This is a genomic window from Pseudophaeobacter profundi (assembly GCF_029697505.1).
Classification (GTDB): Bacteria; Pseudomonadota; Alphaproteobacteria; order Rhodobacterales; family Rhodobacteraceae; genus Pseudophaeobacter; species Pseudophaeobacter profundi.
The window spans coordinates 69,850-96,257 of the sequence record NZ_JARJEF010000003.1 but is presented as its reverse complement, the minus strand read 5'-3'; the positions used below and the strand labels follow the sequence as shown (position 1 = coordinate 96,257).

At 60.3% G+C, this 26,408-nt stretch carries 26 protein-coding genes, 1 tRNA gene and 2 riboswitches; of the genes, 14 read left to right on the top strand and 13 right to left on the bottom strand.

Features of this window, described 5'->3' with window-relative positions; genetic code table 11:
• Nucleotides 1-36: 36 nt before the first annotated feature.
• On the bottom strand, nt 37-465 hold the full coding sequence (locus P2081_RS06395) for an organic hydroperoxide resistance protein (RefSeq protein WP_278922045.1): 429 nt from the start codon (nt 463-465) through the stop codon (nt 37-39).
• A gap of 123 nt (nt 466-588) precedes the next feature.
• Between P2081_RS06395 and P2081_RS06390 the strand changes: the two genes are divergently transcribed.
• Nucleotides 589-1,026 (top strand): MarR family winged helix-turn-helix transcriptional regulator, encoded by a 438-nt coding sequence (locus P2081_RS06390; protein ID WP_278922044.1) that lies wholly within the window; start codon nt 589-591, stop codon nt 1,024-1,026.
• A gap of 65 nt (nt 1,027-1,091) precedes the next feature.
• Here the strand turns inward: P2081_RS06390 and P2081_RS06385 are convergent, their stop codons facing one another.
• From P2081_RS06385 to aroC, 4 genes are all read right to left on the bottom strand, one after another.
• Nucleotides 1,092-2,033 (bottom strand): DMT family transporter, encoded by a 942-nt coding sequence (locus tag P2081_RS06385; RefSeq protein WP_278922043.1) that lies wholly within the window; start codon nt 2,031-2,033, stop codon nt 1,092-1,094.
• A 123-nt stretch (nt 2,034-2,156) separates the two neighbouring features.
• Entirely contained in the window at nt 2,157-3,101 is a 945-nt protein-coding gene (locus P2081_RS06380) for an AEC family transporter (protein WP_278922042.1), read from the bottom strand.
• Nucleotide 3,102: 1 nt separating this feature from the next.
• Nucleotides 3,103-3,816 carry an HD domain-containing protein gene (locus P2081_RS06375; RefSeq protein WP_278922041.1) on the bottom strand — a complete coding sequence of 238 codons (714 nt, stop codon included), beginning with the start codon at nt 3,814-3,816 and terminating at the stop codon, nt 3,103-3,105.
• Nucleotides 3,813-4,919 (bottom strand): chorismate synthase, encoded by a 1,107-nt coding sequence (gene aroC, locus P2081_RS06370; RefSeq protein ID WP_278922040.1) that lies wholly within the window; start codon nt 4,917-4,919, stop codon nt 3,813-3,815. The genes P2081_RS06375 and aroC overlap by 4 nt, the downstream gene beginning before the upstream one ends.
• Nucleotides 4,920-5,180: 261 nt before the next feature.
• Nucleotides 5,181-5,276: riboswitch (TPP riboswitch) on the top strand.
• Between the two features lie 32 nt (nt 5,277-5,308).
• On the opposite strand from aroC, the gene thiB reads away from it, so the two are divergent.
• The 3 genes from thiB to P2081_RS06355 are packed head-to-tail and all read left to right on the top strand — an operon-like array spanning nt 5,309 to nt 8,497.
• Nucleotides 5,309-6,286 (top strand): thiamine ABC transporter substrate binding subunit, encoded by a 978-nt coding sequence (gene thiB / locus P2081_RS06365; protein ID WP_278922039.1) that lies wholly within the window; start codon nt 5,309-5,311, stop codon nt 6,284-6,286.
• On the top strand, nt 6,262-7,818 hold the full coding sequence (locus P2081_RS06360; RefSeq protein ID WP_278922038.1) for a thiamine/thiamine pyrophosphate ABC transporter permease ThiP: 1,557 nt from the start codon (nt 6,262-6,264) through the stop codon (nt 7,816-7,818). Before thiB ends, P2081_RS06360 begins: the two co-directional genes overlap by 25 nt.
• Entirely contained in the window at nt 7,805-8,497 is a 693-nt protein-coding gene (locus tag P2081_RS06355) for a thiamine ABC transporter ATP-binding protein (RefSeq protein ID WP_278922037.1), read from the top strand. The genes P2081_RS06360 and P2081_RS06355 overlap by 14 nt, the downstream gene beginning before the upstream one ends.
• A 31-nt stretch (nt 8,498-8,528) precedes the next feature.
• Here P2081_RS06355 and P2081_RS06350 read toward each other — a convergent pair whose 3' ends face one another.
• Complete coding sequence (locus P2081_RS06350; protein ID WP_278922036.1) at nt 8,529-8,996, bottom strand: 6,7-dimethyl-8-ribityllumazine synthase; 468 nt, start codon at nt 8,994-8,996, stop codon at nt 8,529-8,531.
• Between the two features lie 88 nt (nt 8,997-9,084).
• A riboswitch (FMN riboswitch) is annotated at nt 9,085-9,293 on the bottom strand.
• 147 nt (nt 9,294-9,440) lie between these two features.
• On the opposite strand from P2081_RS06350, the gene P2081_RS06345 reads away from it, so the two are divergent.
• From P2081_RS06345 to P2081_RS06330, 4 genes are all read left to right on the top strand, one after another.
• Nucleotides 9,441-10,043, top strand: coding sequence for a glutathione S-transferase (locus P2081_RS06345; protein WP_278922035.1), 603 nt, complete (start codon nt 9,441-9,443; stop codon nt 10,041-10,043).
• Nucleotides 10,044-10,249: 206 nt separating this feature from the next.
• Entirely contained in the window at nt 10,250-10,810 is a 561-nt protein-coding gene (petA, locus tag P2081_RS06340; RefSeq protein WP_278922034.1) for a ubiquinol-cytochrome c reductase iron-sulfur subunit, read from the top strand.
• Between the two features lie 11 nt (nt 10,811-10,821).
• On the top strand, nt 10,822-12,153 hold the full coding sequence (gene petB, locus P2081_RS06335; RefSeq protein ID WP_278922033.1) for a cytochrome b: 1,332 nt from the start codon (nt 10,822-10,824) through the stop codon (nt 12,151-12,153).
• Between the two features lie 19 nt (nt 12,154-12,172).
• Nucleotides 12,173-12,964, top strand: a complete 792-nt coding sequence (locus tag P2081_RS06330) for a cytochrome c1 (protein WP_278922032.1) — start codon at nt 12,173-12,175, stop codon at nt 12,962-12,964.
• A 157-nt stretch (nt 12,965-13,121) separates the two neighbouring features.
• On the opposite strand, the gene mtaB is transcribed toward P2081_RS06330, so the two are convergent.
• Together mtaB and dapF are read right to left on the bottom strand one after the other, a co-directional pair.
• Nucleotides 13,122-14,378 (bottom strand): tRNA (N(6)-L-threonylcarbamoyladenosine(37)-C(2))-methylthiotransferase MtaB, encoded by a 1,257-nt coding sequence (gene mtaB / locus P2081_RS06325; protein WP_278922031.1) that lies wholly within the window; start codon nt 14,376-14,378, stop codon nt 13,122-13,124.
• A gap of 1 nt (nt 14,379) precedes the next feature.
• The gene (gene dapF / locus P2081_RS06320; protein WP_278922030.1) at nt 14,380-15,219 is read right to left on the bottom strand and encodes a diaminopimelate epimerase; all 840 of its coding nucleotides are present in this window, start codon (nt 15,217-15,219) and stop codon (nt 14,380-14,382) included.
• A gap of 186 nt (nt 15,220-15,405) precedes the next feature.
• Between dapF and P2081_RS06315 the strand changes: the two genes are divergently transcribed.
• A tRNA-Lys gene (locus tag P2081_RS06315) sits at nt 15,406-15,481 on the top strand.
• A gap of 125 nt (nt 15,482-15,606) precedes the next feature.
• Here P2081_RS06315 and P2081_RS06310 read toward each other — a convergent pair.
• Both P2081_RS06310 and P2081_RS06305 read right to left on the bottom strand, forming a co-directional pair.
• Nucleotides 15,607-16,320 carry a substrate-binding periplasmic protein gene (locus P2081_RS06310; RefSeq protein ID WP_278922029.1) on the bottom strand — a complete coding sequence of 238 codons (714 nt, stop codon included), beginning with the start codon at nt 16,318-16,320 and terminating at the stop codon, nt 15,607-15,609.
• 169 nt (nt 16,321-16,489) lie between these two features.
• On the bottom strand, nt 16,490-17,068 hold the full coding sequence (locus P2081_RS06305; RefSeq protein ID WP_313790330.1) for a 3'-5' exonuclease: 579 nt from the start codon (nt 17,066-17,068) through the stop codon (nt 16,490-16,492).
• A 251-nt stretch (nt 17,069-17,319) separates the two neighbouring features.
• Here P2081_RS06305 and P2081_RS06300 point away from each other — a divergent pair, with 251 nt between their 5' ends.
• The gene (locus tag P2081_RS06300) at nt 17,320-19,509 is read left to right on the top strand and encodes a thiamine pyrophosphate-dependent enzyme (protein ID WP_278922027.1); all 2,190 of its coding nucleotides are present in this window, start codon (nt 17,320-17,322) and stop codon (nt 19,507-19,509) included.
• Nucleotides 19,506-20,540: an ACP S-malonyltransferase gene (locus tag P2081_RS06295; protein ID WP_278922026.1), complete on the top strand. Its 1,035-nt coding sequence runs from the start codon at nt 19,506-19,508 to the stop codon at nt 20,538-20,540. The genes P2081_RS06300 and P2081_RS06295 overlap by 4 nt, the downstream gene beginning before the upstream one ends.
• A 92-nt stretch (nt 20,541-20,632) precedes the next feature.
• On the opposite strand, the gene P2081_RS06290 is transcribed toward P2081_RS06295, so the two are convergent.
• The 3 genes from P2081_RS06290 to P2081_RS06280 all read right to left on the bottom strand — a co-directional run bounded on the left by P2081_RS06290 (nt 20,633) and on the right by P2081_RS06280 (nt 23,609).
• Entirely contained in the window at nt 20,633-22,354 is a 1,722-nt protein-coding gene (locus tag P2081_RS06290) for a DUF427 domain-containing protein (protein ID WP_278922025.1), read from the bottom strand.
• A gap of 288 nt (nt 22,355-22,642) precedes the next feature.
• Nucleotides 22,643-23,344: a winged helix-turn-helix domain-containing protein gene (locus tag P2081_RS06285; RefSeq protein ID WP_278922024.1), complete on the bottom strand. Its 702-nt coding sequence runs from the start codon at nt 23,342-23,344 to the stop codon at nt 22,643-22,645.
• Entirely contained in the window at nt 23,316-23,609 is a 294-nt protein-coding gene (locus tag P2081_RS06280; protein ID WP_278922023.1) for a hypothetical protein, read from the bottom strand. The genes P2081_RS06285 and P2081_RS06280 overlap by 29 nt, the downstream gene beginning before the upstream one ends.
• A gap of 188 nt (nt 23,610-23,797) precedes the next feature.
• On the opposite strand from P2081_RS06280, the gene P2081_RS06275 reads away from it, so the two are divergent.
• The 3 genes from P2081_RS06275 to P2081_RS06265 all read left to right on the top strand — a co-directional run bounded on the left by P2081_RS06275 (nt 23,798) and on the right by P2081_RS06265 (nt 26,260).
• A complete protein-coding gene (locus P2081_RS06275; RefSeq protein WP_278922022.1) occupies nt 23,798-24,274 on the top strand; it encodes a hypothetical protein in 477 nt (158 codons plus the stop codon).
• Nucleotides 24,275-24,426: 152 nt separating this feature from the next.
• Complete coding sequence (gene rnhB / locus P2081_RS06270; protein WP_278922021.1) at nt 24,427-25,044, top strand: ribonuclease HII; 618 nt, start codon at nt 24,427-24,429, stop codon at nt 25,042-25,044.
• A 112-nt stretch (nt 25,045-25,156) separates the two neighbouring features.
• Nucleotides 25,157-26,260 (top strand): site-specific DNA-methyltransferase, encoded by a 1,104-nt coding sequence (locus tag P2081_RS06265; protein ID WP_278922344.1) that lies wholly within the window; start codon nt 25,157-25,159, stop codon nt 26,258-26,260.
• The last annotated feature ends 148 nt before the right edge of the window (nt 26,261-26,408 follow it).

The following is a 26,408-nucleotide window of genomic DNA, read 5'->3' as shown; positions in this document are numbered from 1 at the left end:
CGCGAGGCAGAGCCTCGCATCCAAGATTTGCCCCTGTCAGACCACCTGGGTGGTGACCTCGACATTGCCGCGCACGGCCTTGGAATAGGGGCAGATCTTGTGGCCTGCCTCTGTCACCCGCTCGGCGTCCGCCGCGTTCAGGCCAGGCAGTGTCACCGCCAGGTCAACGGTCAGACCAAACCCTCCTTCTGCATGCGGTCCGATGCCGACGCTGGCCTGTACCGATACATCGGTCGGTACCTTGGCCAGGCTGGCATCTTGGGTGGTCGCAAATTGCATGGCACCAATGAAACAGGCGGCGTAGCCGGCGGCAAACAGCTGTTCCGGGTTGCTGCCTTTGCCATCCCCGCCCAGGGCGTTTGGCGCTGCCAGAACCAGATCAAGACCGGAGTCCTCGACTGTAGCGCGGCCGTTGCGGCCGCCGGTTGCTTGGGCCTGGGCGGTGTAGATTGGGGATATGGTCATCTGGATGTCCTCGCCTTTTGATATTTATATCGCTGATGAATAAATCGTACACGATACACCTAGGCCCTCTGCCTTATCCTTGCAAGGGGTTGTGATTTAATCGCGTGCGATTTAAATAACTGCATGATTGACCGTCCCCTTTCTCTTGATGATCTGCTCTGCTTTGCGCTGTATTCTGCCAATAACGCGATGGGGCGCCTGTATCGGCCGCTATTGGCGCCCCATGGGCTGACCTATCCGCAATATCTGGTCCTGGTCGCGCTCTGGCAACGCGATGGTCAAAAGGTGACTGACCTTGGGGCGGCGCTGAATCTGGAATCCAATACGCTCACCCCCTTGCTGAAACGGATGGAGCAGGCCGGGTTGGTCCAGCGCCAGCGCAGCCAAGAAGATGAGCGCAGCGTGATTGTCACCCTGACCTCCAAGGGACGCGAGCTGGAAAAGGCAGCGGTAGAGATTTCGCGCTGCATTCTAGAGGCGGCGGGAGAGGACGTAGCAGAGCTGATCCGCCTGCGCGACCGTATCCAGACCCTGACGGCCCGGTTGCAGACCGCGCAGTAGCCTTGCGCCACCAAACATCCGTACCCGGCAGCCAGCGCTGACAGGGCCTGTCTTGCGACCCTGTGTTACCCGCCTTTGGGATCCGTCAGGGATCTTGCCTTGCCGCGCACCAGACCAAGGCGGCTTTCCCGCCAGATCACCAGGATATTGCCGCAAATCACCAGCGTCGCACCGGCGAGCATCACCAGGGTCGGCAACTCTTCGAACCAGAGATAGCCGATGATGATGGCAAAGATCATCGAGACATAGTCATAGGGTGCCAGCATCGAGGCCGGGGCAAAGCGATAAGACGAGGTAATCAGGATCTGTGCCACCCCACCCAGCAGCCCGGCGCCAACTAGCAGCGCCAGGGTTGTCGGGTCGGGCATGACCCAGCCAAAAGGCAATGTCAAAAGCGACAAAAGAGAGGCGGTCACAGAAAAGTAGAAGACAATTGCAGCCGTATGTTCGGTCATCACCATGCGGCGAATATGGATCTGCACAAAGCCACGCGCGAATGTCGCAGCAAGAATCAGCATAACCCCCAGCGTGGCTGTTTCGGACATATCTGCACTGCCGGACAGGCGCGGGTAGATCATGATCAAGACCCCCAGCAGGCCAATGCCCACGGCACTGATCCGCACCAGGCGGATTCGCTCGCCCAGGAAAATCGCTGCCAGGATCAGGGTGAAAATCGGCGTGGCATAGCCAATCGCGGTGACCTCGGGCAGGGGAAGCATGCCCAGCCCCATAAAGGTCATCGCCATGGCAGAGGTCCCCACCAGGCCGCGCCAGACATGGCCCATTGGCTTCTGGGTTCTCAGGCCATGGCGCAGATCGCCGCGCATCGCCAGCCAGACGACAATCACTGGGATGGCAAAGAAAGAGCGAAAGAACACGGCCTCTCCGGCCGGAACTACTTCTGAAACTGCCTTGATCAGGGCCGACAGGCCGGTGAACATGCCAATGGCTGCAACCTTCAGGCTAATGGCCATCATGGGTCGATGCGATGTTAAGGAATTTACCATGGCGGCAGACTGCGCTTCTGCGACAGAAAGATCAATGGGCTGAGTAGGGGCATTATTACTGCCTCTTGCCGGGGCATCGGGTTGGGCGTTTGAAGCATGTTCTTTGGGGGGGCGCGCGTTGCTTTAGGCCAAAAGCCAAAGCAGCAGCGTCAGGGTGACAAAGGCACCGCTGGTTGCGGTGAGCATCGCCAGACTGGCCGCCCCCTCCAGGCCATTACGCTGGGCCAGCACCGTGTAGATACCAAACATCGGCATCGCGGCTGACAGGATGACGGCACTATGCAGGGATGGTGACAGGGTGACAATTCCAGATGTCATCAAGACCGCCGCCGTAAGCGCCGTAAGCGCCGGATGCAGCAGGAGCTTGCTGGCGCTGATCTGTGCCGCCAGCGCCCGGTTGCCATGCAGCGGTAGCCCGACCAGAGATCCGCCGATGACCAGCAGCGCAAGCGCTCCGGCGGTTGCCGCCAGCATTTCGACAAATTTCAGCATCGGGCCGGGCAGTGGCACCCCGCTGAGGGAAACCAGAAGCCCCAGCGCCAGGCCGATGATCATCGGCATCTTCGCCAGACCGCCCAGAATGCGCCCCAATCGTGGCAGCAGTCGTTGGCCTGGCGGCGCATCGGCCAGCTCAACCAGCAGCAGGCAAATCGGGATCAATATCAGGTTCTCGACGGTCAGGTTCAGGGCCAGCACCAGCCCCGCCTGATCGGGAAAGGCCAGCAGCATGATCGGATAGCCGATAAAGCCATTGTTGGGGCAGGTTGACCCCATCACCCCCAGGGCGCGCCGCCTGGGATCGGTGCCACGCAGGGTCAACAACAGGTAGGACAGCGCAATGGTGCCCAGCCCGCCGAGGGTATAGATCGCGGCATATCCGGGTTGGAACACTTCGGCAGGGCTGCGCGAGGCCAGGGCGGAAAAGATCATCGCGGGCAGCGCGATATTCAGCACATAGCGCCCAAAGCTGCGCATATCCGCTGCGTTGAACAAGCCTTTCCAGACCACCCCATAGCCCAATGCCAAAGTCGCATAGATGGGAAAGGTGATGGCAAGGATGGCGGTCATGTCAGTGCTTTCCCTTGGGCTTTGGCGCGGGGGGAAGATCCAGCTGCCTGGCCCAGTGTTCGGGGAGCTCGGTGTCCATTTCCTTGGCCAGTTGCCGCAGATAAGCCAGCATCAGCCGGGCCCGTTTACGGGCAATCTTGCGGCCAGTGTCGGTGGCCATATCGCCGGGCAGTTTCAGCAGCTTCAGATGCCAGTGATCAATCGACCAGAGCTGATCATCCAGCGGCCGATTGGCAGCAAAGGGGTCGTCCGGGTCACAAAGAGCCCGATCAATCGCCCCCGCCACCATGAAGGTGCGGGCGATTCCCACCGCCCCCAGCGCATCCAGCCGATCGGCGTCGCGCAGGATTTCGGCCTCAAAGCTTTCCGGGGCAATCCCGGCAGAGAAACTATGTGCGGCGATCACATGCTGGGCGGCGCTGATCTCGTCTGCGTCATAGCCCAGCCCGGCCAGCAGCGGCGCGGCCTTCTGAGCCGAGAGAGACGAGGCAAGGTGGCGATCCGGGTGGTCTTTGGACAGGTTTACCAGATCATGCAGATAGGCTCCGGCGATCAGCACCCGCAGATTGACCCGGCCTGGTGTCCGGGCGTTTTCATCGCGGGCGATGCGCTGGGAATTGGCCCAGACCCGGTCCAGATGCGCGATGTCATGCGCCGGATCCTGCGCCATCTGCACTGCGGTGATCCGGCGCAGCTGCGCTTGCAGCGCCTTCATGCGCCGATGGTGCCCTGATTGGTGCCGATCTGGCCACGATGCAGCAGCAGATGATCCAGAATCACGCAGGCCATCATCGCTTCGGCCACTGGCACGGCGCGGATGCCGACGCAGGGGTCATGGCGGCCCTTGGTGATTACCTCGGCGGCGCTGCCATCCTTGCGGATCGACTGGCGTGGGGTCAGGATAGAGGAGGTTGGTTTCACCGCAAAGCGCACCACAACATCCTGTCCGGTCGAGATGCCACCCAGGATGCCGCCGGCGTGATTGGAGGAATAGACCGGCTGGCCATCATTGCCCATGAAGATCTCATCCGCGTTTTGCGAGCCCTTGAGCCGCGCCGCGTTCATGCCTTCGCCAATCTCAACCGCTTTGACCGCATTGATCGACATCATTGCAGCGGCCAGATCGGTATCCAGCTTGTTGTAGACGGGCGCACCAATGCCCGCAGGCACACCGCGGGCCACGACTTCCACCACGGCGCCGACGGAATCATGCGCCTTGCGCAGGGCCAGCAGGTAGTTTTCCCAGTCCTGGACCGCGCCCGCGTCAGGAACCCAGAAATCATTCTGGCCGATGGCCTCCCAGTCGAAACGGGCCCGGTCGATTTCCATCTCGCCCATTTGTGTCATGTAGCCGGTAATCTGCAGATCCGGCACCAGCGCCTGGATCGCCGCGCGGGCAACCCCGCCGGCTGCGACCCGGGCCGCAGTTTCGCGGGCGGAAGAGCGTCCGCCGCCGCGATAATCACGATTGCCGTATTTCTGGAAATAGGTGATATCCGCGTGACCGGGGCGAAAGGTCTGGGCGATATCGCCATAGTCCTTGGACCGCTGGTCGGTGTTTTCGATCATCAGCTGGATCGGCGTACCAGTGGATTTGCCCTCAAACACCCCCGACAGGATCTTGACCGCATCCGGTTCATTGCGCTGGGTGGTGTGTTTGTTCTGGCCGGGGCGGCGGCGGTCCAGCCAGTGCTGCAACATCGCAGGGTCCAGCGGCACATTCGGCGGGCAGCCGTCCACGGTAGCACCCAGCGCAGGCCCGTGGCTCTCGCCCCAGGTGGTGACACGGAAAAGATGGCCAAAGCTGTTCATCGACATCGGGAGATCTCCTTTGCGAGATGTGCTTAGCGAGGCGGCGGCGATGGCTCAAGGGCTATTGCGTGGAGATTTGCGCGGCGGATTGTTGCAAAAGCTGCGCGCGGTGAGGGGAGGCTGGGGCGCTGCCCCCGCCACCTGCGGCGGCTCCCCCGGGATATTTTGCGCCAAATGAAGCCGGGGTGGGCCTGTCGGGATGCATGGGCAAGCGGCGCGGGCTGATATTGGTTGGGCTTGCCTTTAGGGGGCTTGGCACCTAGGAAACTGGGTACCTCGGGGTGCGTGAGAGATCACGCTGAGAGCACACCCGTAGAACCTGAACCGGCTAGAACCGGCGGAGGGAAGGTTTTGGAATTGTTCCACCCTTGCCCGATGCCGCAAAGGAGGATGCCATGAAGTATTCCGTTTTTGCAGCGGCACTCTTGAGCGCGACGGCGGCCTATGCCGATACGCCAGAGCTGACTGTCTATACCTACGATAGTTTTGTTTCCGACTGGGGCCCTGGCCCGCTGGTGGAAGAAGCCTTTGAGGCGCAGTGCGGCTGCGATCTGAAGCTGGTGGGGGCAGGCGATGGCGCGGCCTTGCTGGCCCGGATCAAGCTGGAAGGGGCGCGATCAGATGCCGATGTGGTCTTGGGGCTGGATACCAATCTGACCGCAGCGGCCAAGGACACAGGCCTGTTTGCCGAACATGGTGTCAGCGCTGAATATGACCTGCCGGTTGCCTGGGATGATGCGATCTTTGCGCCCTATGACTGGGGCTATTTTGCCTTTGTTCACAATGCCGATGCCACGGTGCCAACCAATTTCAAGGCGCTGGGTGCCAGCGACATGAAGATTGTCATTCAGGACCCGCGTTCTTCGACCCCTGGCCTGGGTCTCTTGATGTGGGTGAAGGCCGCCTATGGTGATGAAGCACCAGCGATCTGGGCCGATCTTGCGGACAATGTGGTCACCGTGACCAAGGGCTGGTCCGAGGCCTATGGCCTGTTCCTGGATGGGGAGGCTGATATGGCCCTGTCTTATACCACTTCGCCCGCCTATCATCTGATTGCTGAGGAAGATGCCTCAAAAGCGGCCGCTGCCTTTGATGAGGGGCATTATATGCAGGTGGAAGTCGCCGGTGTTCTTGCCGGGAGCGATCAGCCGGAGCTGGCGCGTGATTTCATGCAGTTCATGGTGGGTGAAGAGTTCCAGTCGGTCATCCCAACTACCAACTGGATGTACCCTTCGGTGACACCGGTTGGCGGCCTGCCAGCCGGGTTTGAGACCCTGATCACGCCGGCCAAGTCGTTGCTGCTGTCGGCAGAGGATGCGGCAGCCCTGCGTGATGGTGCATTGGACGAATGGCTCGACGCGCTGAGCCAATAGGCGCGGTTCCGGGGATTGGCGCGGCCCTGTTGGTGGCCGCGCTGATCTTTGGAACGCTGGCGGCGGTGGCCCTGCGGGCGGAATCCGGTCGCGGCTTTGCTGCCAGTGATTGGGCAGCCCTGCGCTTTACCCTGGTACAAGCACTGTTGTCGGCAGGCATTAGTGTGGGTCTTGCCACTGGTCTGGCGCGGGCGCTGGCGCGGCGTCGGTTTTGGGGTCGATCAGTGCTGATTGCCCTGCTGGGCGCGCCCTTTATCCTGCCGGTGATCGTGGCGATCCTGGGTCTGCTGGCGGTGTTTGGCCGGGCGGGATGGGTCAGCCAGGTGCTGATCTATTTGGGTGCGGAGCCCCTGCAGATCTACGGCCTGCACGGTGTGGTGCTGGCGCATGTGTTTTTCAACCTGCCATTGGCAACGCGGCTGATTTTGCAGGGTTGGCAGGAAATTCCGGCAGAGCGCTTTCGTCTGGCTGCCCAGTTGAACGCGGGGCCTGTGGCCATGTGGCAACTGCTGGAGGCCCCGATGCTGCGGCGCGTGGTGCCGGGGGCGCTGGCGGTGGTCTTTGCCATTTGTCTGTCCAGTTTTGCCGTGGCGCTGACCCTTGGGGGGGGGCCGCGGGCCACCACGATCGAGCTGGCCATTTATCAGGCGTTTCGCTTTGATTTTGATCTTGGCCGCGCGGCGCTCTTATCGGTGTTGCAGCTGGGGCTGACAGGCTGCGCCGCATATGTAGCGCTGCGGGTCTCTGCGGGCGAGGGCATGGGGGCCGGTCTGGATCGGGCGCTGCGGCGCTGGGATGGCGCGGGGGGCGCGGCGCGCCTGCTGGATGCGGGATGGATTGCGCTGGCGGGGCTGTTCCTTGTTTTGCCGCTGGCGGCTGTTGTCCTGTCTGGTCTGCCGGGACTTTTGCTCTTGCCAGGCGCAGTCTGGGCGGCGGCGCTGACCTCGGTGCTGGTGGCAGTGATCAGCACCCTGTTGTTGCTGGTATTGGCACTGCCGATGGCGGCGGCTGTGGCGCTGGGGCGGCGGAAAGTGATCGAGGGCGCGGGCATTCTGGGGCTGGCAGCGTCGCCGCTGGTGATCGGGACCGGTTTGTTCATCGTGATTTATCCGATTGCAGATCCGTTCATGCTGGCCTTGCCGGTGACGGCGCTTGTAAATGCGGTGATGGCGCTGCCCTTTGCACTGCGTATTTTGGTGCCACGTGCGCGCGAGATCACGATGCGCTATAGCCGGTTGGCGCTCTCGCTTGATATGGTGGGCACGGCCTTTGTCTGGCGGGTGTTTTTACCACGGATGCGGGCGCAGATCGGTTTTGCAGCCGGGCTGGCAGCGGCGCTGTCGATGGGGGATCTGGGGGTGATCGCCCTGTTTGCTGACCCAGAGGTTGCCACCCTGCCGCTGCAGGTCTATCGCCTGATGGGGGCCTATCAGATGCAGGCCGCAGCGGGCGCGGCGTTGCTTTTGCTGCTGCTGTCGATGGGCGCATTCTGGATACTGGATCGCGGAGGTCGCTGGCATGCTGAGGCTTGAGAAGTGTGAGATCGCCAATGGCGTCTTTACGGTCCGCGCAGACCTGCAGATCGCGGCTGGATCACGGGTGGCTGTGGTCGGCCCCTCCGGGGCGGGCAAGACAACCCTGATCGAAGCAATCGCGGGGTTTTTGCCGTTGATACAGGGGCGTATTCTGTGGCGGCGGCAGGATCTGAACGCGATGGATCCGGGCAAGCGTCCCGTGGCGATGCTGTTTCAGGATGGCAATCTGTTTCCGCATCTGACTGTGGCGCAGAACGCGGGTCTTGGGCTGCGACCCAATCTGCGCCTGACCCTGCCAGAGCAGGCAAAGGTGCAGCGCGCCCTGGATCGGGTTGGCCTGGCTGACCTGGCCGCGCGCAAACCCGCTGCACTGTCGGGCGGGCAGCAAAGCCGGGTGGCGCTGGCGCGGGTCTTGTTGCAGCGACGCGATCTGTTGCTGCTGGATGAACCCTTTGCCGCATTGGGGCCGGCGCTGAAGGCGGAAATGCTGGATCTGGTGGCGGAAATCGCCAGCGAAACCGGTGCCACGGTGCTGATGGTCAGCCATGACCCGCAGGATGCCCGCCGAATCGCCGATCATGTGATCCTGGTGGCAGAGGGGCAGGCCCATGCGCCGCAGCCAACCGCGGAACTGCTGGATAATCCGCCGCCTGCGCTCAAGGCTTATCTTGGCTAGCAGGCGACGGAGCTGGCGGACAGATGTCCCCTTAGGCCGCGACCTGCGCGGCGGGCAGCGGCTGGGGGATCCCGGCCTCTTGGCGGGTTCTTGTGATCATCAGCGCGGCCTGGGCAGCTTCGCGGCCCTTGTCGATGAAATGCGCGCGGTAGATGGCGCTGTGGTGATCGGTTTCCTGGAAGTGATGCGGCGTAAGCGAGACCGACAGAACCGGCACCCCACTGTCCATCCCGGCGCGCATCAGCCCGTCGACCACGGCCTGGGCGACAAAATCATGGCGGTAGATACCACCATCCACCACCAGTGCGGCGCAGGCCACAGCGGTGTATTTTCCGGTCTTGGCCAGCTCTTGCGCCATCAGGGGCATCTCAAACGCGCCGGGTACGTCAAAAACATCAACCTGTTCAGCCGGGATGAGTTGGGTAAAACCAGTCAGCGCCTGGTCGACGATATCGGCATGCCATTGCGCCTTGATAAAGGCATAGCGGGTGTGTGTCATGGGTCTCTCCTATAGGTTTTGACACGTCACCCAAGGCGATAACGAACAACACAAACCACACCTGGCGGTAGCCAAAGGCAGTTTGGTCGTACGTTCTCTTCCATCCGGACTATGACCGTCGGCTCTGGAATCTCACCAGATCTGCTAGACACTTCCTTGTTTGCTCCACAGCGCAGTCCGAAAACCGGTTCCCACTTTTCGGGCTGTGGACGCGTCAAACGCAAAAGCCGCTCGCGGGCTTGCGGGGAAACCCCGCTTACCGCCGGTGGGGAATTTCACCCCGCCCTGAGAACAGCGCGACCCTGCCAAGAAGTTGCGCGGCGCGCAAGACAGGAAGTGCAGATGTGACGCAGGGCTTTTTGTGAATTGGCCGGGTCATGGCCTGTCGGGCTTTCCATTTGCCGCCAAGCGGCTAGGCTGCGGTCAATCGACGAGGAGAGCGCGATGAAACTTCACTATGCCCCGACATCCCCCTTTGTGCGCAAGGTTATGGTGCTTTTGCACGAAACCGATCTGTTGGATCAGGTTGCGCTGAACCAGGTGGTGACCTCGCCCTTTGCCCCCTGTGCTGATGTGCAGGCGCAGAACCCGCTGGCAAAAATCCCGACCTTGGAGCGTGAAGACGGTGGGGTGCTTTATGATAGCCGAGTGATTTGTGATTACCTGAATATGCGCGCTGGAGCGGATCTTTATAACAGGGGCTGGGACAGCAAGGTGCTGGAGGCCCTGGCCGATGGCCTGATGGATGCGGCTGTTCTTGCCACCTATGAAATGCGCCTGCGCCCCGAAGATCAGCAGTCGCAGGATTGGATCAAGGCGCAGCATGGCAAGGTGCTGGCGGCCTGCACGGCGCTGAATGCGCAGTGTATGCCGCATCTGGAGGGCGCGCTGGATATCGGGCAGATCGCAGTGGCCTGTGGTCTTGGTTATGTGAACTTCCGCCACCCGACACTGGATTGGCGGGCCGGCAATCCCGCGCTGGCCGCTTGGTTCGAAGGCTTCGAATCGCGCGCCTCTATGCAGGCCACGCGACCACCAGAAGGTTAATGCCGCCTTTATTTACGGTGGCTGGCGGCGGATCTGCTGTTGCCTTGAAAGCGCCGTTGCAAAGAAACTTGAAACTGTAAGGACCTGTGCGGCTTTGACCGCTGGACGAAAGCCTTTCACCCGTTTATGACCCGCGATGATCACCGCGTTTTAGCGGTGCATGCGCATGTTTGCCCTAAACGGGCGCTGGAAATGGAGAAAACCTCGTGTCCCACGCAGAAGACAACGAAGGAACCCGGAGAGATTTCCTCTACTACGCCACTGCCGGCGCCGGGGCAGTGACCGCGGGTGCCGCCGTATGGCCCTTGGTCAACCAGATGAACCCCTCGGCTGACGTCAAGGCGCTGTCCTCGATCCTGGTGGATGTGAGTGGCGTAGAGGTTGGAACGCAGATCAGTGTGATGTTCTTGGGGAAACCCGTGTTCATCCGCCGTCGCTCTCAGGAAGAGATCGACGAAGCCCGCGCTGTAGATCTGTCCGTATTGATCGACGATTCGTCGGAGAACCCCAATAAGCCTGGCACCGATGCTGCGGATCAAAACCGCACCATGGATGAAAACGGCGAATGGCTGGTGATGATGGGTGTTTGTACCCACCTCGGCTGTGTGCCACTGGGCGACGGTTCTGGCGATTTCAACGGTTGGTTCTGCCCCTGTCACGGGTCGCACTACGACACCGCCGGCCGGATCCGCAAAGGCCCCGCGCCCCAGAACCTGCACGTTCCCGTCGCAGAGTTCACCGACGCAACAACCATCAAGCTGGGATAAGGAGACGCCAAATGTCCGGTATTCCGCACGACCATTACGAACCAAAGACGGGCGCAGAAAAGTGGCTGCATAGCCGCCTGCCCATCGTCGGCCTGGTTTATGACACCATCATGATCCCCACCCCGAAGAACCTGAACTGGTGGTGGATCTGGGGCATTGTACTGGCCTTCTGCCTGGTACTGCAGATTGTTACCGGCATTGTGCTGGTGATGCACTACACCCCCCATGCCGATATGGCCTTTGCCTCGGTTGAGCACATCATGCGCGACGTGAATGGTGGCTATATGCTGCGCTACGTACACGCAAACGGCGCCTCGCTGTTCTTTGTCGCCGTGTATATCCACATCTTCCGCGGCCTGTTCTATGGCTCTTACAAGGCCCCGCGTGAGATCACCTGGATCATCGGCATGATCATCTACCTGCTGATGATGGCCACTGGTTTCATGGGCTACGTTCTGCCCTGGGGTCAGATGTCCTTCTGGGGTGCGACCGTGATCACCGGCCTGTTTGGCGCGATTCCCTTTGTTGGCGAAGCACTGCAGACCTTCCTGCTGGGCGGACCTGCGGTGGACAACGCCACGCTGAACCGCTTCTTCTCGCTGCACTATCTACTGCCTTTTGTCATTGCGGCGCTGGTTGTGGTACATATCTGGGCCTTCCACACCACCGGCAACAACAACCCAACCGGGGTTGATGTGCGCAAGGGGTCGAAAGCGGAAGCCGAGAAAGACACCCTGCCGTTCTGGCCCTATTTTGTGATCAAGGATTTCCTCGGCCTGGCCGTGGTTCTGGTGATCTTCTGGGCCATCGTCGGCTTTATGCCAAACTACCTGGGCCACCCCGATAACTATCTCGAGGCAAACCCGCTGGTGACCCCGTCGCATATCGTTCCTGAATGGTACTTCCTGCCTTTCTACGCGATCCTGCGGGCCTTCACGTCTGAAGTTTGGGTTGTTCAGATTGCATCCTTCGTGACCGGTGGCATCGTTGACGCCAAGTTCTTTGGGGTTCTGGCGATGTTTGGTGCGATCGCAGTGATGGCACTGGTGCCTTGGCTGGATACCAGCCGCGTGCGCTCCGGTCGGTATCGTCCGATGTTCAAGTGGTGGTTCTATCTGCTGGTCTTTGACTTCTTTGCCCTGATGTGGCTGGGCGCGATGCCTGCGGAAGAGCCCTATGCCTCTTTCTCACTGATCGCATCGGCCTACTGGTTCGGCTATTTCCTGGTGATCCTGCCGATCCTGGGTGTCATCGAGAAGCCACTGGCAGAGCCTGCTACAATCGAAGAAGATTTCGACGCCCACTACGGCGAGAAATCCGACGCAGCCACTCCTGCCGAGTAACTGAGAAGGACAGCTACCAATGTTGAAGAAACTCGCAATCGGTGCCGCCTTCGCTGTTGCCCTTGCCCCTGTCGCATCCCATGCGGCAGGCGGAAGCGGCCACGTCGAGGACTTTCAGTTCTCGTTTGAAGGACCATTCGGCGCCTATGATCAAAACCAGCTGCAGCGCGGCCTACAGATCTACACTGAGGTTTGTTCGGCCTGCCACGGGCTGAAATTCGTGCCGCTGCGCACCCTGGCGGATGAGGGTGGCCCGGCGCTACCCGAGGACCAGGTGCGCGCCTATGCTGCCGACAACTTCTCGGTCTATGACGCGGCACTGGACGAAGATCGTCCGGCAAAGCCGATTGACCATTTCCCTGCCAATACCGCCGCTGGCGCCCCTGACCTGAGCCTGATGGCAAAGGCGCGGGCCGGTTTCCATGGTCCCTATGGATCCGGTATCAACCAGCTGTTCAAAGGCATTGGTGGCGCGGAATATATCGCGTCATTGCTGCACGGCTATACCGGCGAAGAAAAGGAAGAGGCGGGCACGATCTTTTATGAAAACACCGCCTTCCCTGGCGGCTGGATTTCAATGGCACCGCCCTTGTTTGATGAGCAGGTCGAGTTCGCTGATGGGCATGAAAATAACGTCGAGGCGATGGCGCAGGACGTTGCGGCCTTCCTGATGTGGACTGCTGAGCCCAAGATGATGGCGCGCAAGCAGGCCGGATTTGTTGGCGTGTTGATCCTGACGGTCTTGTCGGTTCTGCTGTATCTGACCAACAAGAAGCTCTGGGCGCCGCACAAGGGTAAGAAAACCGCCTGATAGGCTGGTTTGAGATTCAGAAAGGCCCCTGCAAGGTAATTTGCAGGGGCCTTTTTGTTTGCTCGGGCAGCTGGCGGGCGCAGGGGCGCTGCCCCTCTGGGCGTGAACGCCCATTCACCCCGAGGTATTTTTAGCAAGATGAAAGGCTTTGCGGGCGTCAGGCGGTGAGCCGGGGGCCGTCGATGCCGAGGATGCGGGTGGAGATGATTTTGCCTTCGGTCTGGGGGCTGGTGAATTTCACTTCGGTGAATTGTTCGGTGCGGCCCAAATGGGGATTTTCCATCAGCACCTGGTGTGATCTGCCGACCTGTTTGGCAAGGTGGCGGGCCACCTGGGTTTCCCCGGCGGTGCGCAGGCGGGCGGCGCGGGATTTGATGGTATTGCCGTTGACCTGATTGGGGATCTTGGCCGCTGGGGTGCCGTCGCGTTTTGAATAGGGGAAGACATGCAGCCAGGTGAGGTTGCAGTCTGTAACCAGCTTCAGCGAGTTTTCAAAATGCGCTTCGGTTTCTGTTGGAAAGCCGGCGATGATATCGGCGCCAAAGGTCATATCGGGGCGCAGGCGCGTCGCCTCTTCGCAAAAGCGGATGGCATCGTCGCGCAGATGTCGCCGGGCCATGCGTTTGAGGATCAGATCGTCGCCGTGCTGCAGCGACAGATGCAGGTGCGGCATCAGCCGGGGTTCGGTGGCAATAGCCTGCATCAGGTTTTCATCCACCTCAATCGAATCGATCGAGGAAATCCGCAGGCGCGGCAGATCGGGGACCAGCTTCAGGATACGCATCACCAGGTCGCCGAGTTTTGGTGTGGCGGGCAGGTCGGCGCCCCAGCTGGTGAGATCAACGCCGGTCAACACAACCTCGTTGTAGCCCTTATTCACCAGCCGTTTGATCTGATCCACCACCACGCCGGCAGCAACCGAGCGGGAGTTGCCGCGACCATAGGGAATGATGCAGAAGGTGCAGCGGTGGTCGCAGCCGTTTTGCACCTGTACATAGGCGCGGCTACGGGTGCCAAAGCCGTCAATCAGATGGCCGGCGGTTTCGGTCACCGACATGATGTCATCGACCTGGACCTTTTCGGTTTCGCCAATGAAATCAGCGGCCATGCCTGCCCAGGTTTCCGGCTGCATCTTTTCGGTATTGCCCAGGACGGTATCGACCTCTGGCATCTGGGCAAAGGTTTCCGGTTCGGTCTGGGCGGCGCAGCCGGTGACCACGATGCGGGCCTGCGGATTATCACGACGCAGACGGCGGATTTCCTGGCGGGATTTGCGCACCGCCTCCGCCGTCACCGCGCAGGTATTGACCACAACGAGATTGTCGAGACCGGCCTGCTGGGACAGCTCTTTCATCGCTTCGGTTTCATAGGCGTTGAGGCGGCAGCCCAGGGTGGTGAACTTGGGTGCGGACATGTCAGAGGCTTTCGAAAAAGGCGGCGGTGAAGCTGCCGGTAAAGACATGCATGGTGGGGCCGGTCATCCAGACGCCATCGTCGCGCCAGTCGATCCAGAGTGTGCCGCCGTCCAGATCAACCTGCACCCTGCGCCCTGTCAGGCCGCGTCGTGCGGCGGCTACGGCGGTGGCGCAGGAGGAGGAGCCAGAGGCCAGTGTAATGCCTACACCGCGTTCCCAGACGCGCATACGGATGTGATCGGGGCCGACCATATGGGCGACCTGCACGTTGGTACGTTGTGGGTACAGCGGGTGGTGTTCATAGCGTGGGCCGAATTCGGCCAGCGGAATCAATTCGGCGTCTTCGACAAAGAAGGTGCAATGCGGATTGCCCATGCCGGTGGCGGTTGGGCTGCCTTCGATGGGGAGTTCGAGGGTATCCATCTCTTCTGTCAGTGGGATTTCATCCCAGGCAAGCTGCGGCAGGCCCATATTGACCGATGTCAGCCCATCACCGGCATCGCGGGCAAAGAGATCACCGCGATCAGTGGTCAGATGCAGGGTATCCTTGCCCGTTTCATCCATCAGATAGCGGGCGATGCAGCGGGTGGCATTGCCGCAGGCCGCCGAGGTCGAGCCATCCGCATTGTAAAAGGTGAGATGCGCATCGCCGGTGCCCGTCTCGATCAGCGCCAGCTGGTCAAAGCCGACGCCAAACTGGCGGTGGGCGATTCCCCTGGCCAGAGCTGGGGTGATCGCCAGCTTTCGCGCGCGCGCATCAACAACGACAAAATCATTGCCAAGCCCATGCATCTTCATGAAGGGAAATTGGGGATCTGGATACATACTCATACCGGGCATATAGACCTGCGATGAAAATGAATCCAGTCTGTGACGTATAAAGTTCAAAAAAGGGCTTGACCCCTTACCCTGCTAACCGTAGACAGCCGCCAATCGAGACGGCAAGAACGATACGGACTTGTCAGACGATAGCAAATTAAGTGCTTGATCAACTTAGACAAACCACTTAAGCAGCGATTATAAAGTGGGCCGTTAGCTCAGCTGGTAGAGCAACTGACTTTTAATCAGTAGGTCGATGGTTCGAACCCATCACGGCTCACCACTTTATCAAAGCCTTAGGCGGAAACGCCTGAGGCTTTCTCTTTTTTAGCCATGTATTTGCTCGAATTCCGAAGTGGAAGGGCCCAGACGAATCTGGACCCCGTGTTGGACAATGAGGCGCCTGCGCTAAAAGGCTGCGTTGAATTTATCCCGCAGATCGCGGCCCGCCTCTGAGTTTTCAAAGCAGATATGCAGCCCGTGTTCGGCCAGCGGCTGGGCGTTGAATTCCAACTGGCTAGCAAGCTTTGGCATGGAGGCAAGCAGATGCGCCATGACTTCACGATCAATCACGGCGGCATCAATGCGGCCTGCACCAAGCTTTTTGAGATTCGCCTCATCCGAGGCGACCTCTTCGGTTTTGATTTCCCCATTGGCGACCATGGTGTCGAAATGCTCTTCGTTCAGGTAGCCCGCGACAACGCCGATGGAATATTCGGTCAGATCGGCATGGTCAGACCAGCTGATCGGCGCATCGATACGCTGGACAAAGCCAACCGGGCTGGTCCCAAATGAATTGGAATACAAGCAGCGTTCCCCGGCTTTGTCGGCATCATCGGTCTCGGCGTAGTATTCGGGGTAAACGCCAAGCCATGCCGGATCTTTGGCGGCCAGATTGACGGCGCGGTTCCAGGGGAAAACCCGCACTGTTGCTTCGATTCCCGCACCTTTCAGGATCTCGACAACCCGGTCCGTGCTGGTGCCGGATCCATCTGCATTCACATAAGGGGGCCATTCCAATGTGGTGAGCTGCACTGGCTCGGCCATGGCCTGCGCGGCCAGAAGCGAGGCCCCGCACGCTATTGTCGCCGCCAGTGAGCGCGTTTTTCTACCAAGGTTCATTTTCGTCTCCGCAATTTGTCGCCCGGATCGGGGGTTAACATTTGCAAAGGGTATGTGCGGAAAACGATCATGGGGTTAATGCAGCCCGGTTGATCGGCACAAATGAACTTCAAATTGGCGGTAAGAGGGGCAGGGGAGGCTGTGGGTCGTGAACCAGGCAGCGTGCCTCTTACTTTGCGAGCGGCAGGTTGAATTGGGCCTTGCGCGCGGTGCCGCTGATCTGGTCGAAGCTTTGCCCCAGACGCGCCTCTGCCAAGAGCACCACCTGCGCTGCGGCGCGGGCGTCTTCCTCGGCGTCGTGATGGTGGAAAGACAGTCCCAATTCTTGCTTCAGGTTGGCCAGCCCATGGCCGCCATTGCCCTTGAACTCGGGCCAGGCCTTGCGGGCGATTCGAACGCTATCGCTCCAGCTGAGGTCGGCATTGGGCAGGCGATAGGCGCGGCAGGCAGCCTCTAGCGCCCTGCTGTCAAAGCTGCTGTGTTGCACCAGGTGGTGCAGTTGCAGCAGCGGTTTCAAGTGTTGCCAGGCCTCTGGAAAGCAGGGCGCAGAGGCCACTGTCTGTGCGTCAATACCGTGCAGTTCGGTGTTGAAGGGGGCAAAGGTCTGCTCGGGGTTCACATAGGTGCTGTAGGTCACGATCTGGCCGGTGGCGGTGACACAGGCAAGCCCGATCTGGCAAATGCTGGCGCTGTCACGGCTGGCGGTTTCCACATCCAGCGCGATAAATCTAAAGGTGCCGTTGGGCAAAGATCTGTCATGCCTGCGGTCAGGCGATCCAGGGCGAGCGGTCGGTTGGCTGTGGGGCATCGTGGTCCTTGGCTGCGATATTGCGCGGATATGGCAGGACTACGCGATTTTGCGGCAAAAGGATATTGCCGCGGGCTCTGCTTTGCGCTGATCCACTCATGCCGGAATTGCATGTGTTGGGTGAATATTGTCATTGGAAGTCATGTCTGTTCTCGCTGATAACGGGCGCAGGTATGACAAAAGGATAGCCAATGGACCGCGCTCAGATCGTGCATCAGAACTTTTTGGACCGGGTTGGCGCCGGGCAACTGCCGCAGGGCGCCGCGCCTGCCGGTGATCTGTCGGCAGAGCAGGCCGTGGGCATCTACCGCGCCCAGGTGCTGAGCCGGGCGCTGGATATCACCAGCCGGTCGATGCAAAAGGCGGGGCAGGGGTTTTATACCATCGGCTCTTCCGGGCACGAGGGCATGGCGGCTGTGGCACGGGCGCTACGCCCGGATGATATGGCCTTTCTGCATTACCGCGATGCTGCCTTTCAGATTGCCCGTGCCGATCAGGTGCCCGGGCAGCGCATCGCCTGGGATATGCTGTTGTCCTTTGCCTGTTCTTCTGATGATCCCACCTCGGGCGGGCGTCACAAGGTGCTGGGATCAAAGGCGCTGATGATCCCGCCGCAGACATCGACCATTGCCAGCCACCTGCCCAAGGCGGTTGGCGCGGCCTATTCCATCGGAGCGGCAAAGCGCCATGCGCCGGAACACCAGCTATTGCCCGACGACAGCCTTGTAATGTGTTCCTTTGGCGATGCCTCGGCCAATCATTCAACGGCGCAGGGGGCGATCAACACGGCTGGCTGGACCTCGGTACAATCAACGCCGCTGCCGCTGCTGTTTGTCTGCGAAGACAATGGTATCGGCATTTCGACCAAGACGCCGCAGGGCTGGATTGAAACCTCGATGCGCAGTCGTCCGGGGATCAAGTATTTCCAGGCGGATGGGCTGGATCTCTATGCCGCGCATGCGGTCGCGCAAGAGGCCGCCGACTATGTCCGCCGCCGCAAGAAGCCGGCGTTTCTGCATCTGCGCACCGTGCGGCTCTATGGGCATGCGGGGGCAGATGTGCCCACCACCTACCTGCCCAAGGCAGAGGTGGAGGCGGATGAGGCCAATGATCCGCTGCTGCATTCGGTGCGCCTGCTGGAACAATCCGGTGCCCTGGGCCGTGCCGAGGCGCTGGAGATCTACCGTGAGACCTGCGCGCGTGTTGAACGTATCCGCGCCGAGGTGGTGACGCGTCCGCATCTGAAAACCGGTGCAGATGTCGCGGCCAGTCTTATCCCGCCTGCGCGCGCCTGTGCCGCGAGCAATGGCCCCAGCCCAGAGGCGCGCGCCAAATGCTTTGGCAGTGACATGCGGGCGATGGATGACGCCCAGCCGATGTCACGGCTGATCAACTGGGCGCTGACCGATCTGATGCTGCAGCATGGTGAAATTGTCATGATGGGCGAAGACGTTGGCCGCAAGGGCGGCGTCTACGGGGTGACGCAGAAACTGCACCAGCGCTTTGGCCCGGATCGGATGATCGACACGCTGCTGGACGAACAGTCGATTCTGGGGCTGGCCATTGGCATGGGGCACAATGGTTTTGTGCCGATGCCGGAAATCCAGTTCCTGGCCTATCTGCACAATGCCGAAGACCAGCTGCGCGGTGAGGCGGCAACCCTGCCGTTTTTCTCTAACGGGCAGTTCAGCAACCCGATGGTGCTGCGCATTGCGGGGCTGGGCTATCAAAAGGGGTTTGGTGGCCATTTCCACAATGACAACTCGCTGGCGGTGCTGCGCGACATTCCTGGGATCGTGATTGCCTGCCCGTCGGATGGGGCGGAAGCGGCGATGATGCTGCGCGAATCTGTGCGGTTGGCGCGCGAGGAGCAGCGGGTGGTGGTCTTTGTTGAACCTATTGCACTGTATCCGATGCGGGATCTGCACGAGGCCAAGGATGGGGAATGGATGCGGCATTACCCGGCCCCTGATCAAAGCATTGCTTTGGGCGATGTCGGCCAGCATGGCGAGGGCACGGATCTGGCCATCGTCACCTATGGCAATGGCCGCTATCTGTCGGCGCAGGCCCAGACCGAGCTGGAGGCGCGCGGCATCAAGACCCGCGTTATCGACCTGCGCTGGCTGGCGCCACTGCCGACAGAGGCGCTGATTGCGGCCACCAAAGGTTGCAAACATGTGCTGATCGTCGATGAATGCCGCAGCACCGGCAGCCAGTCCGAAGGGCTGATGGCCCTGTTTTGCGAGCAAGGTGATCGCCCGGCGGCGCGTATCGCTGCCGAGGATTGCTTTATCGCGACCGGGCCGGCCTATGCCGCCACGCTGCCGTCAAAGGACAGCATCCTTGCCGCCGCGCTGGATCTGGTAGGAGCAAAGCAATGACCCGCACAGCCGTTTTGATCTGTCCCGGCCGGGGCACCTATAACAAGCCGGAACTTGGCTATCTGCACCGTCACCATGCCGATAAGGCGGCGCTCTTTGCGGGGTTTGACGCGGCGCGGGCCGCGCAGGGGCAGGAAGAGGTTACCGCCCTGGATGGGGCAACGCGGTTTTCGGTGTCGAAATATTCACGTGGCGATGTGGCCTCCCCCCTGATCTATGCCGCATCCCTGGCAGATGCACAGTCTCTGGCGGATGATATCGAGGTGGTGGCGGTCACTGGCAATTCTATGGGGTGGTACATCGCGCTGGCGGTTGCCGGGGCGCTGACGTCGCAGAATGGGTTTGATCTGGTCAATACCATGGGCCGTCTGATGCAAGAGCACCTGATTGGCGGTCAGCTGGTCTATCCGGTGACAGGACCCGACTGGCGGCCTGATCCGGCGCGCCGCGCGGCCTTGCTGGCGCTGGTGGGGGAAATCAATGCCCGTGCGGATCATGTGCTGGCCCTGTCGATTGATCTGGGCGGTATGCTGGTACTGGCAGGGGATGCGGCTGGGCTTGCCGCCTTTGAGGCCTCGGTGCCACCACTGGAAGACCGTTTTCCCATGCGACTGGCCAATCACGCGGGCTTTCATACAGGCTTGCAGGCCCCGGTTGCCGCCGAGGGGCGCAAGCGGTTGGCGGCGGATATGCTGGGACAGCCTGCGCTGCCGCTGGTGGATGGGCGCGGGGCGATTTGGCAGCCAGGATCCACCGATCTGGCGGCGCTGTGGGACTACACTCTGGGGCATCAGGTGGTCGAACCCTATGATTTTACCCGCGCGGTGCAGACTGCAGCTCTGGAATTTGCCCCGGATCTGTTCATTGTGACAGGCCCCGGCACCACCCTGGGCGGCGCAGTGGCGCAGTCACTGGTGCATCAGGGTTGGCGCGGAATGCAGGACAAGGCGGCGTTTAAGGCGCATCAGGAGGGTGAGCCGCTGTTGATTTCAATGGGTGATGCGGCGCAGCGTGCGCGGGTCACACCCTAGTGGTTGCGCCCGGCCTGCGCGGGGCTCCCGCGCGCCGGGCGTATTTTGGCAGGCCCAAACACCCCCTGCCAGACCGCAGATCCGCACCGGATCTATTTGACCGGGCGAACAGAGTTGTCGCCGCTGTTCGGGGCAATGACTGTGACGGGGACCGGCGGTGGGCCTGCCTGGAGGGTGTCTTCCGCCTTGGAGATAGGGGCGTCGCGCAGCGGGGCCACAGCGTAGCTCTCGACAGGGGTGCTGACATTGTGCAGCTGCAGCGGACCCAGAGGCGTGGCGTTCTGGCAGGCACCGGGCAGAGAATTCTGGCTGACCACGATCTGATGCCCCAGCCTCTTGCCATGATCCCCCAGGCGGGCGGCGACATTGGCGGCCTGGCCGATGACGGTGAAATCCAGTCGCTCGCGCGAGCCGACATTGCCATAGGTCACGGTGCCAAATGCAATGCCGCTGGCGCAGTCAAGCCGCGGCAAGCCATGTTCGGCGGCCAGTGCGGCAATCGCCGGGGGAATGCTGCGGGCAGAGCGGAGCGCCTGGGCGCGGGCCTCTTCGTCGTCAGCTTCGGCAGGAAATACCGCCAGCACCGCGTCGCCAATGAACTTCAGCACTTCGCCGCCGTTGTCATGCACAATGGTCGAGACGGTTTCAAAGAACCCGTTCAGCAGTTTGATATAGTCGCCCCGGCCTAGCTGTTCCTCGAGCAGGGTGGAGCCGCGCAGATCGCAAAACATGATGGCGGCGTCGATTTCGTCGCCTTCGCCGCGACGGATCTCGCCGCCTAGAACCCGCGCGCCCGTGCGTTTGCCGACATAGGTTTCCAGCAGGCTCTGGGCGTTTTCGCGCTGCATGAAGACCTCGTAATAGCGCGCCACCACTGCCGAGCATTCAAAAATCAGGCCAAGGTTCGCAGTGGAAAACCCATCCGGGTGATCCGAAGCAACAGTCAGCACATTGATCCGCCCATCGGAGAAGGGCAGCGGCATGGCGACATAGTCGGTGGACCCAGCTGCGCGCAGATCGCTGAGGATCGGAAAGGCATCCTGCGAGTCTTCGCGGTCGATGCGGTGACGCACGCCGCCCCGGCCCCGCGAGACATGGCGCAGCGGGCTGGCGTGATAAGAGGGGTGTTCATAGATTTCATAGCTGGGCGCATAGGTGGTCACCTCATTGGTGGCACGCTGCCAGATGAAGTTCTTACCGGCAATCTGCGGATGCAGCGACCAGGCCAGCACCGAGAGCCGCGACAGATGCACCCCCTGCTCCAGCAGCTTTTCCGAAAAGGCCTGGGTGAACTCGGCTGGGGTTGGCAGAAAGGCTGCCTCGCGCAGCAGCCAGTCGATCAGCGGGCCAGAGATATTGCCATATTCTGGCGGCGCAATTAGGTTTTCGCCCAGATCGATTTTGGTGCATGGATCCGAGACAAAGCCGACATGGCCTTCGATTTGGGCGGCCTCTGGCAGGGTATTTTCATAGATCCAAACCGCATTGTCGACCCGGCCGTCGTCCAGCTTCAGATCATGGTAAAAGGCCGTCCCCTTGAACGGGCAAAAGGTTTGCAGCCCCACCTTGTTGGATAGATCCACGGTCAGATCATCACGCGGAATATAGATGGTGGGCGGTAGCCGGGTTTCATACATCACCCGCGCGCGCGTGCTCTTGGCCAAGAGACAGCCGTTGCGCCGTACCTGGACTTCCCCACGCAGGGGTTCGACCAGAATACCATAGCCACGGTTTTGCAGGCTGCGGCGGTGCGGGCCAGAGCCTGAGTTTTGTGGCCCAGAAGCTGGGGGTTGGGGGGGGATTTGCGCGTTCATTTGATCTGTCCTTTTGTCCCCGCCCGGCGGGGGCCTTTTGGGCCGCAGGCACATGAAAGCCCCCAAGGCCGCTTCCAGAACGGAAGTAGCCTTCTATGTGGGATTTTCGGGTGGAATATCCAGTGGCGAAACAGAGCATCCCTGCACAGCGCATGTGTGAACCTTGCAGGACATTGTTTTTCTGCGAAAAACCTATTTCCCCTCTAGCAGCTTTAATCACCCGCTGGCGTGGCAGGCAGTGTCTCGCCCCTTGATAGTCATGGTCGTGGTTGGACGGGGCTGGGGGGATCAGACCATGCGAATGACATCCTTGCTGATCGCCAGAACATAGCCGCGTTTGGCGATATTCTTGACCAAAAGCTCGCTGACCATCTGATTTCCCAAGGTGTCGCGCAATCGCTTGATTCGGGTGGCGCCGGCCGCTTCTTCGCACTCGCTGCTGTGGCGGCCGGAAATCACCGCCTCTATCTCGGCACCTGACAGCACATCGTCATCCATGCGGGCCTCGGCCAGGGCCGAGAGGGTCTCCATCGCGGCGGCGGTCAGTTTGAAGCCCATGCTGTTGAGGTAGACGGTATGTTCTTCGCGGCTGATCAGTAGTTCGGTAACCTGAATGCCAGAGCGTTCGATCTGGGCCATACGGCGGTTCAGCAGCACCAGCATGGCCAGAACCACCAGCGCCACGATCATCATCGCGGTGGCAAAGAGCAGCAGCACAAAGATCACCATCCGGTAGCTGGCCAGGGTATCGGCAAAGGCGGTACCCGATTGGGCGAGGATTTCAAGCAGCTTGATTTCGGCCTGGCTGGTCAGGTCGTTTTCAACAAATAGCTGTTCAACCCGCGCGTTAAAGGCATTGCCATCAGGCAGCGTCAGCAACAGGACCGTGCCGGCCAGCGCAAGCAATGCGGCAATCAAGGCGATACCAAAGGCGATAATGCGGCTGCCCGCCATGCGGGCCTCAGAAACGGAGAAAATAGGGTCCGGCATTGGCCTTCCTCTGCTGTAGGCCTTCGGGGCCAAAGACCGTCATCACATTCAATAGAGTCCAGCCCGCAGGCGCAATGCGGGCCTGAATTTCGTTCTTTGCATCGGCTTTGCGACAGGCACCCTGGATCTGGATCACACCGTAATGCAGTTTCAGCGGATTGTTCTGCTTGGCCTTGTAATCGGCATAGCAATCGGCGGCCAGGACAGGCGTGGAAAGCGCCAAGAGGGCCATGCTTATCAGCGGTATAGCAAGGGAATGTTTCATGCCCTTACCCTGCGCCGAACCCCGCCGATATTCAATAACAACAAGTGTTTGGCACCATGGTTATTGGATAGCAGGGGGGTGTTATTGCCTGTCTGACGCCCCAGGGGTGAGGCTGGGTTCATAGGCTTTTGAGCGCAAGACAGTCGCGTTCAACAGTGACCCCAATAGCACCAAGAGGATATGATCCGATGACACAGCGCATGCAGCCCAAACAACACCGAAAATTTATCGCCCTGATTCTGGCGGCGTCCCTGGCGATTACCGGGATGTCTTCGACCCAGGTTCAGGCAGGCAATGACGTTGGCAAAGTGGTGGCCGGCCTGGCGGTTCTGGGCATTCTCGGCGCCGCCCTGCACGATCATAACACCCGTGATCGCCGCCACGAGACGGTGACCCGCCCCCATCGCCCTCATCGCGACCCCGTGGCCCGGCCGCTGCCGCCGCGTGTGGGTCGCTATGATCTGCCAGCGCAATGCGTAAAGTATTTCCCCCGGTTCAAGAACGGTCGCTCGCTGGTGGCGCAGAATTGCCTGCGTCAGAACTATGGCCAGGTGAAATCCCTGCCGCGCTCTTGCAAAGTTACCTTCTGGAATGGCCGCAAGAACCGTTCTGCCTATAAGCCGCGCTGCCTGAAACAGCATGGTTATCGCCTGGTCAATCGCTAAGGGCAAAGGTCTGAGTCCGGTCGGCAGACCAGTGCAGACTGGAGGGGGCTTGCCCCCTCTTTTTTGCGACAAGTTTGCGACGCCAGCCCGAGAAGCGGCAAAAAACGCGTCCCTGACTTGCGAATCTGCCTCGACTTGGGTCTGACAGCGGTATGGAACAGCCAGATACCAGCCTAGAGAGTGCCGCCCAGAACAAGGGCTATGTCAGAATCGCCGGTGTGGACGAAGTTGGCCGGGGGCCACTGGCGGGGCCGGTCACCGCAGCCGCCGTTGTTCTGGATATGACCTGCCTGCCGCCGGGTCTGAATGATTCCAAGAAGTTGAGCGCCAAGAAGCGGGCCGCCCTGGCCGCGCTTCTTGTGGACTGTGCCGAGGTCTCGGTGGCCGAGGCCAGCGTCGAAGAGATCGACCAGCTGAACATTTTGCGCGCCTCGCATCTGGCGATGGAGCGGGCCGTGGCAGGCCTGTCACCAGCGCCGGATTATCTGCTGATCGACGGCAATCTGATCCCCAAAGATCTGGAAATTCCAGCCGAAGCAGTGGTCAAGGGCGATGGCAAATCAGTCTCGATTGCAGCGGCCTCTATTGTGGCAAAAGAGGCCCGCGATTTGCTCATGGTGGATTTGGCGCAACAGTTCCCGGGATATGGCTGGGAGAAGAATGCCGGATATCCATCAAAGCAACACCGAGAAGCTCTGGTTGAATTGGGCGTAACACCACATCATCGTCGATCATTCAAACCGGTACACAAGATATTGTATCAAGAGTGAACCGTATTGCGCTGATCTAAAAAACAAATTGACCTCGAATCCCGGATAACTCATCCTGTGGATAACCAAAATGAGCGCAAAAATGCGCCGGATGGTTATTGAGGCAGAGCAAATGAACAAAACCATGACAAAGGGCGCCGCGACGCTCCCTCTAAACACGATTCTGGATGGTGACTGCATCGACGTGATGGCAGGGCTTCCGTCCAATTCGGTGGATCTTATTTTTGCGGATCCCCCTTACAATCTTCAACTGAAAAACCAGCTGCACCGCCCCGACAACAGCAAGGTCGACGCGGTGGATGATCACTGGGATCAGTTTTCCAGTTTTGCAGCCTATGATGATTTCACCAGCCGCTGGCTGCATGAAGCCCGTCGGATTCTAAAGCCAAACGGCTCTATCTGGGTGATCGGATCCTACCACAATATCTTCCGCGTCGGCACAGCGATGCAGGATGAAGGGTTTTGGATTCTGAACGATGTCGTCTGGCGTAAATCCAACCCGATGCCGAACTTCCGTGGCAAACGCTACACCAACGCGCATGAGACGATGATCTGGGCGTCAAAATCCGAAGGCGGCAAATATACCTTCAATTACGAGGCTCTGAAGGCGCTGAACGAGGGCATTCAGATGCGTTCGGACTGGGTGTTGCCAATCTGTACCGGCCATGAGCGGCTGAAGGATGAGAACGGCGACAAGGCGCATCCTACGCAAAAACCCGAATCGCTGCTGCATCGTATCCTGGTGGGATCTACCAACCCTGGTGATGTAGTGTTGGACCCCTTCTTTGGCACGGGCACAACCGGCGCGGTGGCCAAGATGCTGGGACGTGAATTTATCGGTATCGAGCAAGAGGATTCCTATCGCAAGGTGGCCGCAGCACGTATCGCATCGGTGCGTAAATTCGACCGCGAGGCACTACAGGTTTCAACCAGCAAGCGCGCCGAGCCGCGGGTGCCTTTTGGCCAGCTGGTGGAACGTGGCATGCTGCGCCCCGGAGATGAGCTTTATTCGATGAACCGACGCCACAAGGCCAAGGTGCGCGCCGATGGCACGCTGATTGGCGACAATGTCAAAGGCTCGATCCATCAGGTTGGCGCGCATCTAGAAAACGCGCCCTCCTGCAATGGCTGGACTTATTGGTGCTTTAAACGCGATGGCCAGACTGTGCCTATCGACGTGCTGCGCCAGCAAATTCGGGCTGAAATGCAGAACTAGACGTCGGCCTTCAGGGCTCTGGCCGGTTCCGGCGCAGGCTTTCACGACATTATCAAGTTAACCAACGGTCCCTGTGCTGTGACACAGGTGCCGCACCTTGCCCCGCCCTCTGGCGGGGCTTTTTTGGTTTCCGGGACCGAAGCGGTAA

Coding starts and splice junctions, on each gene's coding strand:
- P2081_RS06275 (WP_278922022.1), top strand. CDS start 23,798: ATGACACAGCGCATGCAGCCCAAACAACACCGAAAATTTATCGCCCTG.
- aroC (WP_278922040.1), bottom strand. CDS start 4,919: ATGTCGATGAACAGCTTTGGCCATCTTTTCCGTGTCACCACCTGGGGC.
- P2081_RS06295 (WP_278922026.1), top strand. CDS start 19,506: ATGACCCGCACAGCCGTTTTGATCTGTCCCGGCCGGGGCACCTATAAC.
- P2081_RS06285 (WP_278922024.1), bottom strand. CDS start 23,344: ATGCCGGACCCTATTTTCTCCGTTTCTGAGGCCCGCATGGCGGGCAGC.
- P2081_RS06390 (WP_278922044.1), top strand. CDS start 589: ATGATTGACCGTCCCCTTTCTCTTGATGATCTGCTCTGCTTTGCGCTG.
- P2081_RS06355 (WP_278922037.1), top strand. CDS start 7,805: ATGCTGAGGCTTGAGAAGTGTGAGATCGCCAATGGCGTCTTTACGGTC.
- P2081_RS06310 (WP_278922029.1), bottom strand. CDS start 16,320: ATGAACCTTGGTAGAAAAACGCGCTCACTGGCGGCGACAATAGCGTGC.
- P2081_RS06360 (WP_278922038.1), top strand. CDS start 6,262: ATGGCTCGACGCGCTGAGCCAATAGGCGCGGTTCCGGGGATTGGCGCG.
- rnhB (WP_278922021.1), top strand. CDS start 24,427: ATGGAACAGCCAGATACCAGCCTAGAGAGTGCCGCCCAGAACAAGGGC.
- P2081_RS06280 (WP_278922023.1), bottom strand. CDS start 23,609: ATGAAACATTCCCTTGCTATACCGCTGATAAGCATGGCCCTCTTGGCG.
- P2081_RS06265 (WP_278922344.1), top strand. CDS start 25,157: ATGAACAAAACCATGACAAAGGGCGCCGCGACGCTCCCTCTAAACACG.
- P2081_RS06300 (WP_278922027.1), top strand. CDS start 17,320: ATGGACCGCGCTCAGATCGTGCATCAGAACTTTTTGGACCGGGTTGGC.
- petB (WP_278922033.1), top strand. CDS start 10,822: ATGTCCGGTATTCCGCACGACCATTACGAACCAAAGACGGGCGCAGAA.
- thiB (WP_278922039.1), top strand. CDS start 5,309: ATGAAGTATTCCGTTTTTGCAGCGGCACTCTTGAGCGCGACGGCGGCC.
- P2081_RS06385 (WP_278922043.1), bottom strand. CDS start 2,033: ATGGTAAATTCCTTAACATCGCATCGACCCATGATGGCCATTAGCCTG.
- P2081_RS06375 (WP_278922041.1), bottom strand. CDS start 3,816: ATGAAGGCGCTGCAAGCGCAGCTGCGCCGGATCACCGCAGTGCAGATG.
- dapF (WP_278922030.1), bottom strand. CDS start 15,219: ATGCCCGGTATGAGTATGTATCCAGATCCCCAATTTCCCTTCATGAAG.
- P2081_RS06345 (WP_278922035.1), top strand. CDS start 9,441: ATGAAACTTCACTATGCCCCGACATCCCCCTTTGTGCGCAAGGTTATG.
- P2081_RS06290 (WP_278922025.1), bottom strand. CDS start 22,354: ATGAACGCGCAAATCCCCCCCCAACCCCCAGCTTCTGGGCCACAAAAC.
- P2081_RS06350 (WP_278922036.1), bottom strand. CDS start 8,996: ATGACACACACCCGCTATGCCTTTATCAAGGCGCAATGGCATGCCGAT.
- P2081_RS06380 (WP_278922042.1), bottom strand. CDS start 3,101: ATGACCGCCATCCTTGCCATCACCTTTCCCATCTATGCGACTTTGGCA.
- mtaB (WP_278922031.1), bottom strand. CDS start 14,378: ATGTCCGCACCCAAGTTCACCACCCTGGGCTGCCGCCTCAACGCCTAT.
- P2081_RS06395 (WP_278922045.1), bottom strand. CDS start 465: ATGACCATATCCCCAATCTACACCGCCCAGGCCCAAGCAACCGGCGGC.
- P2081_RS06330 (WP_278922032.1), top strand. CDS start 12,173: ATGTTGAAGAAACTCGCAATCGGTGCCGCCTTCGCTGTTGCCCTTGCC.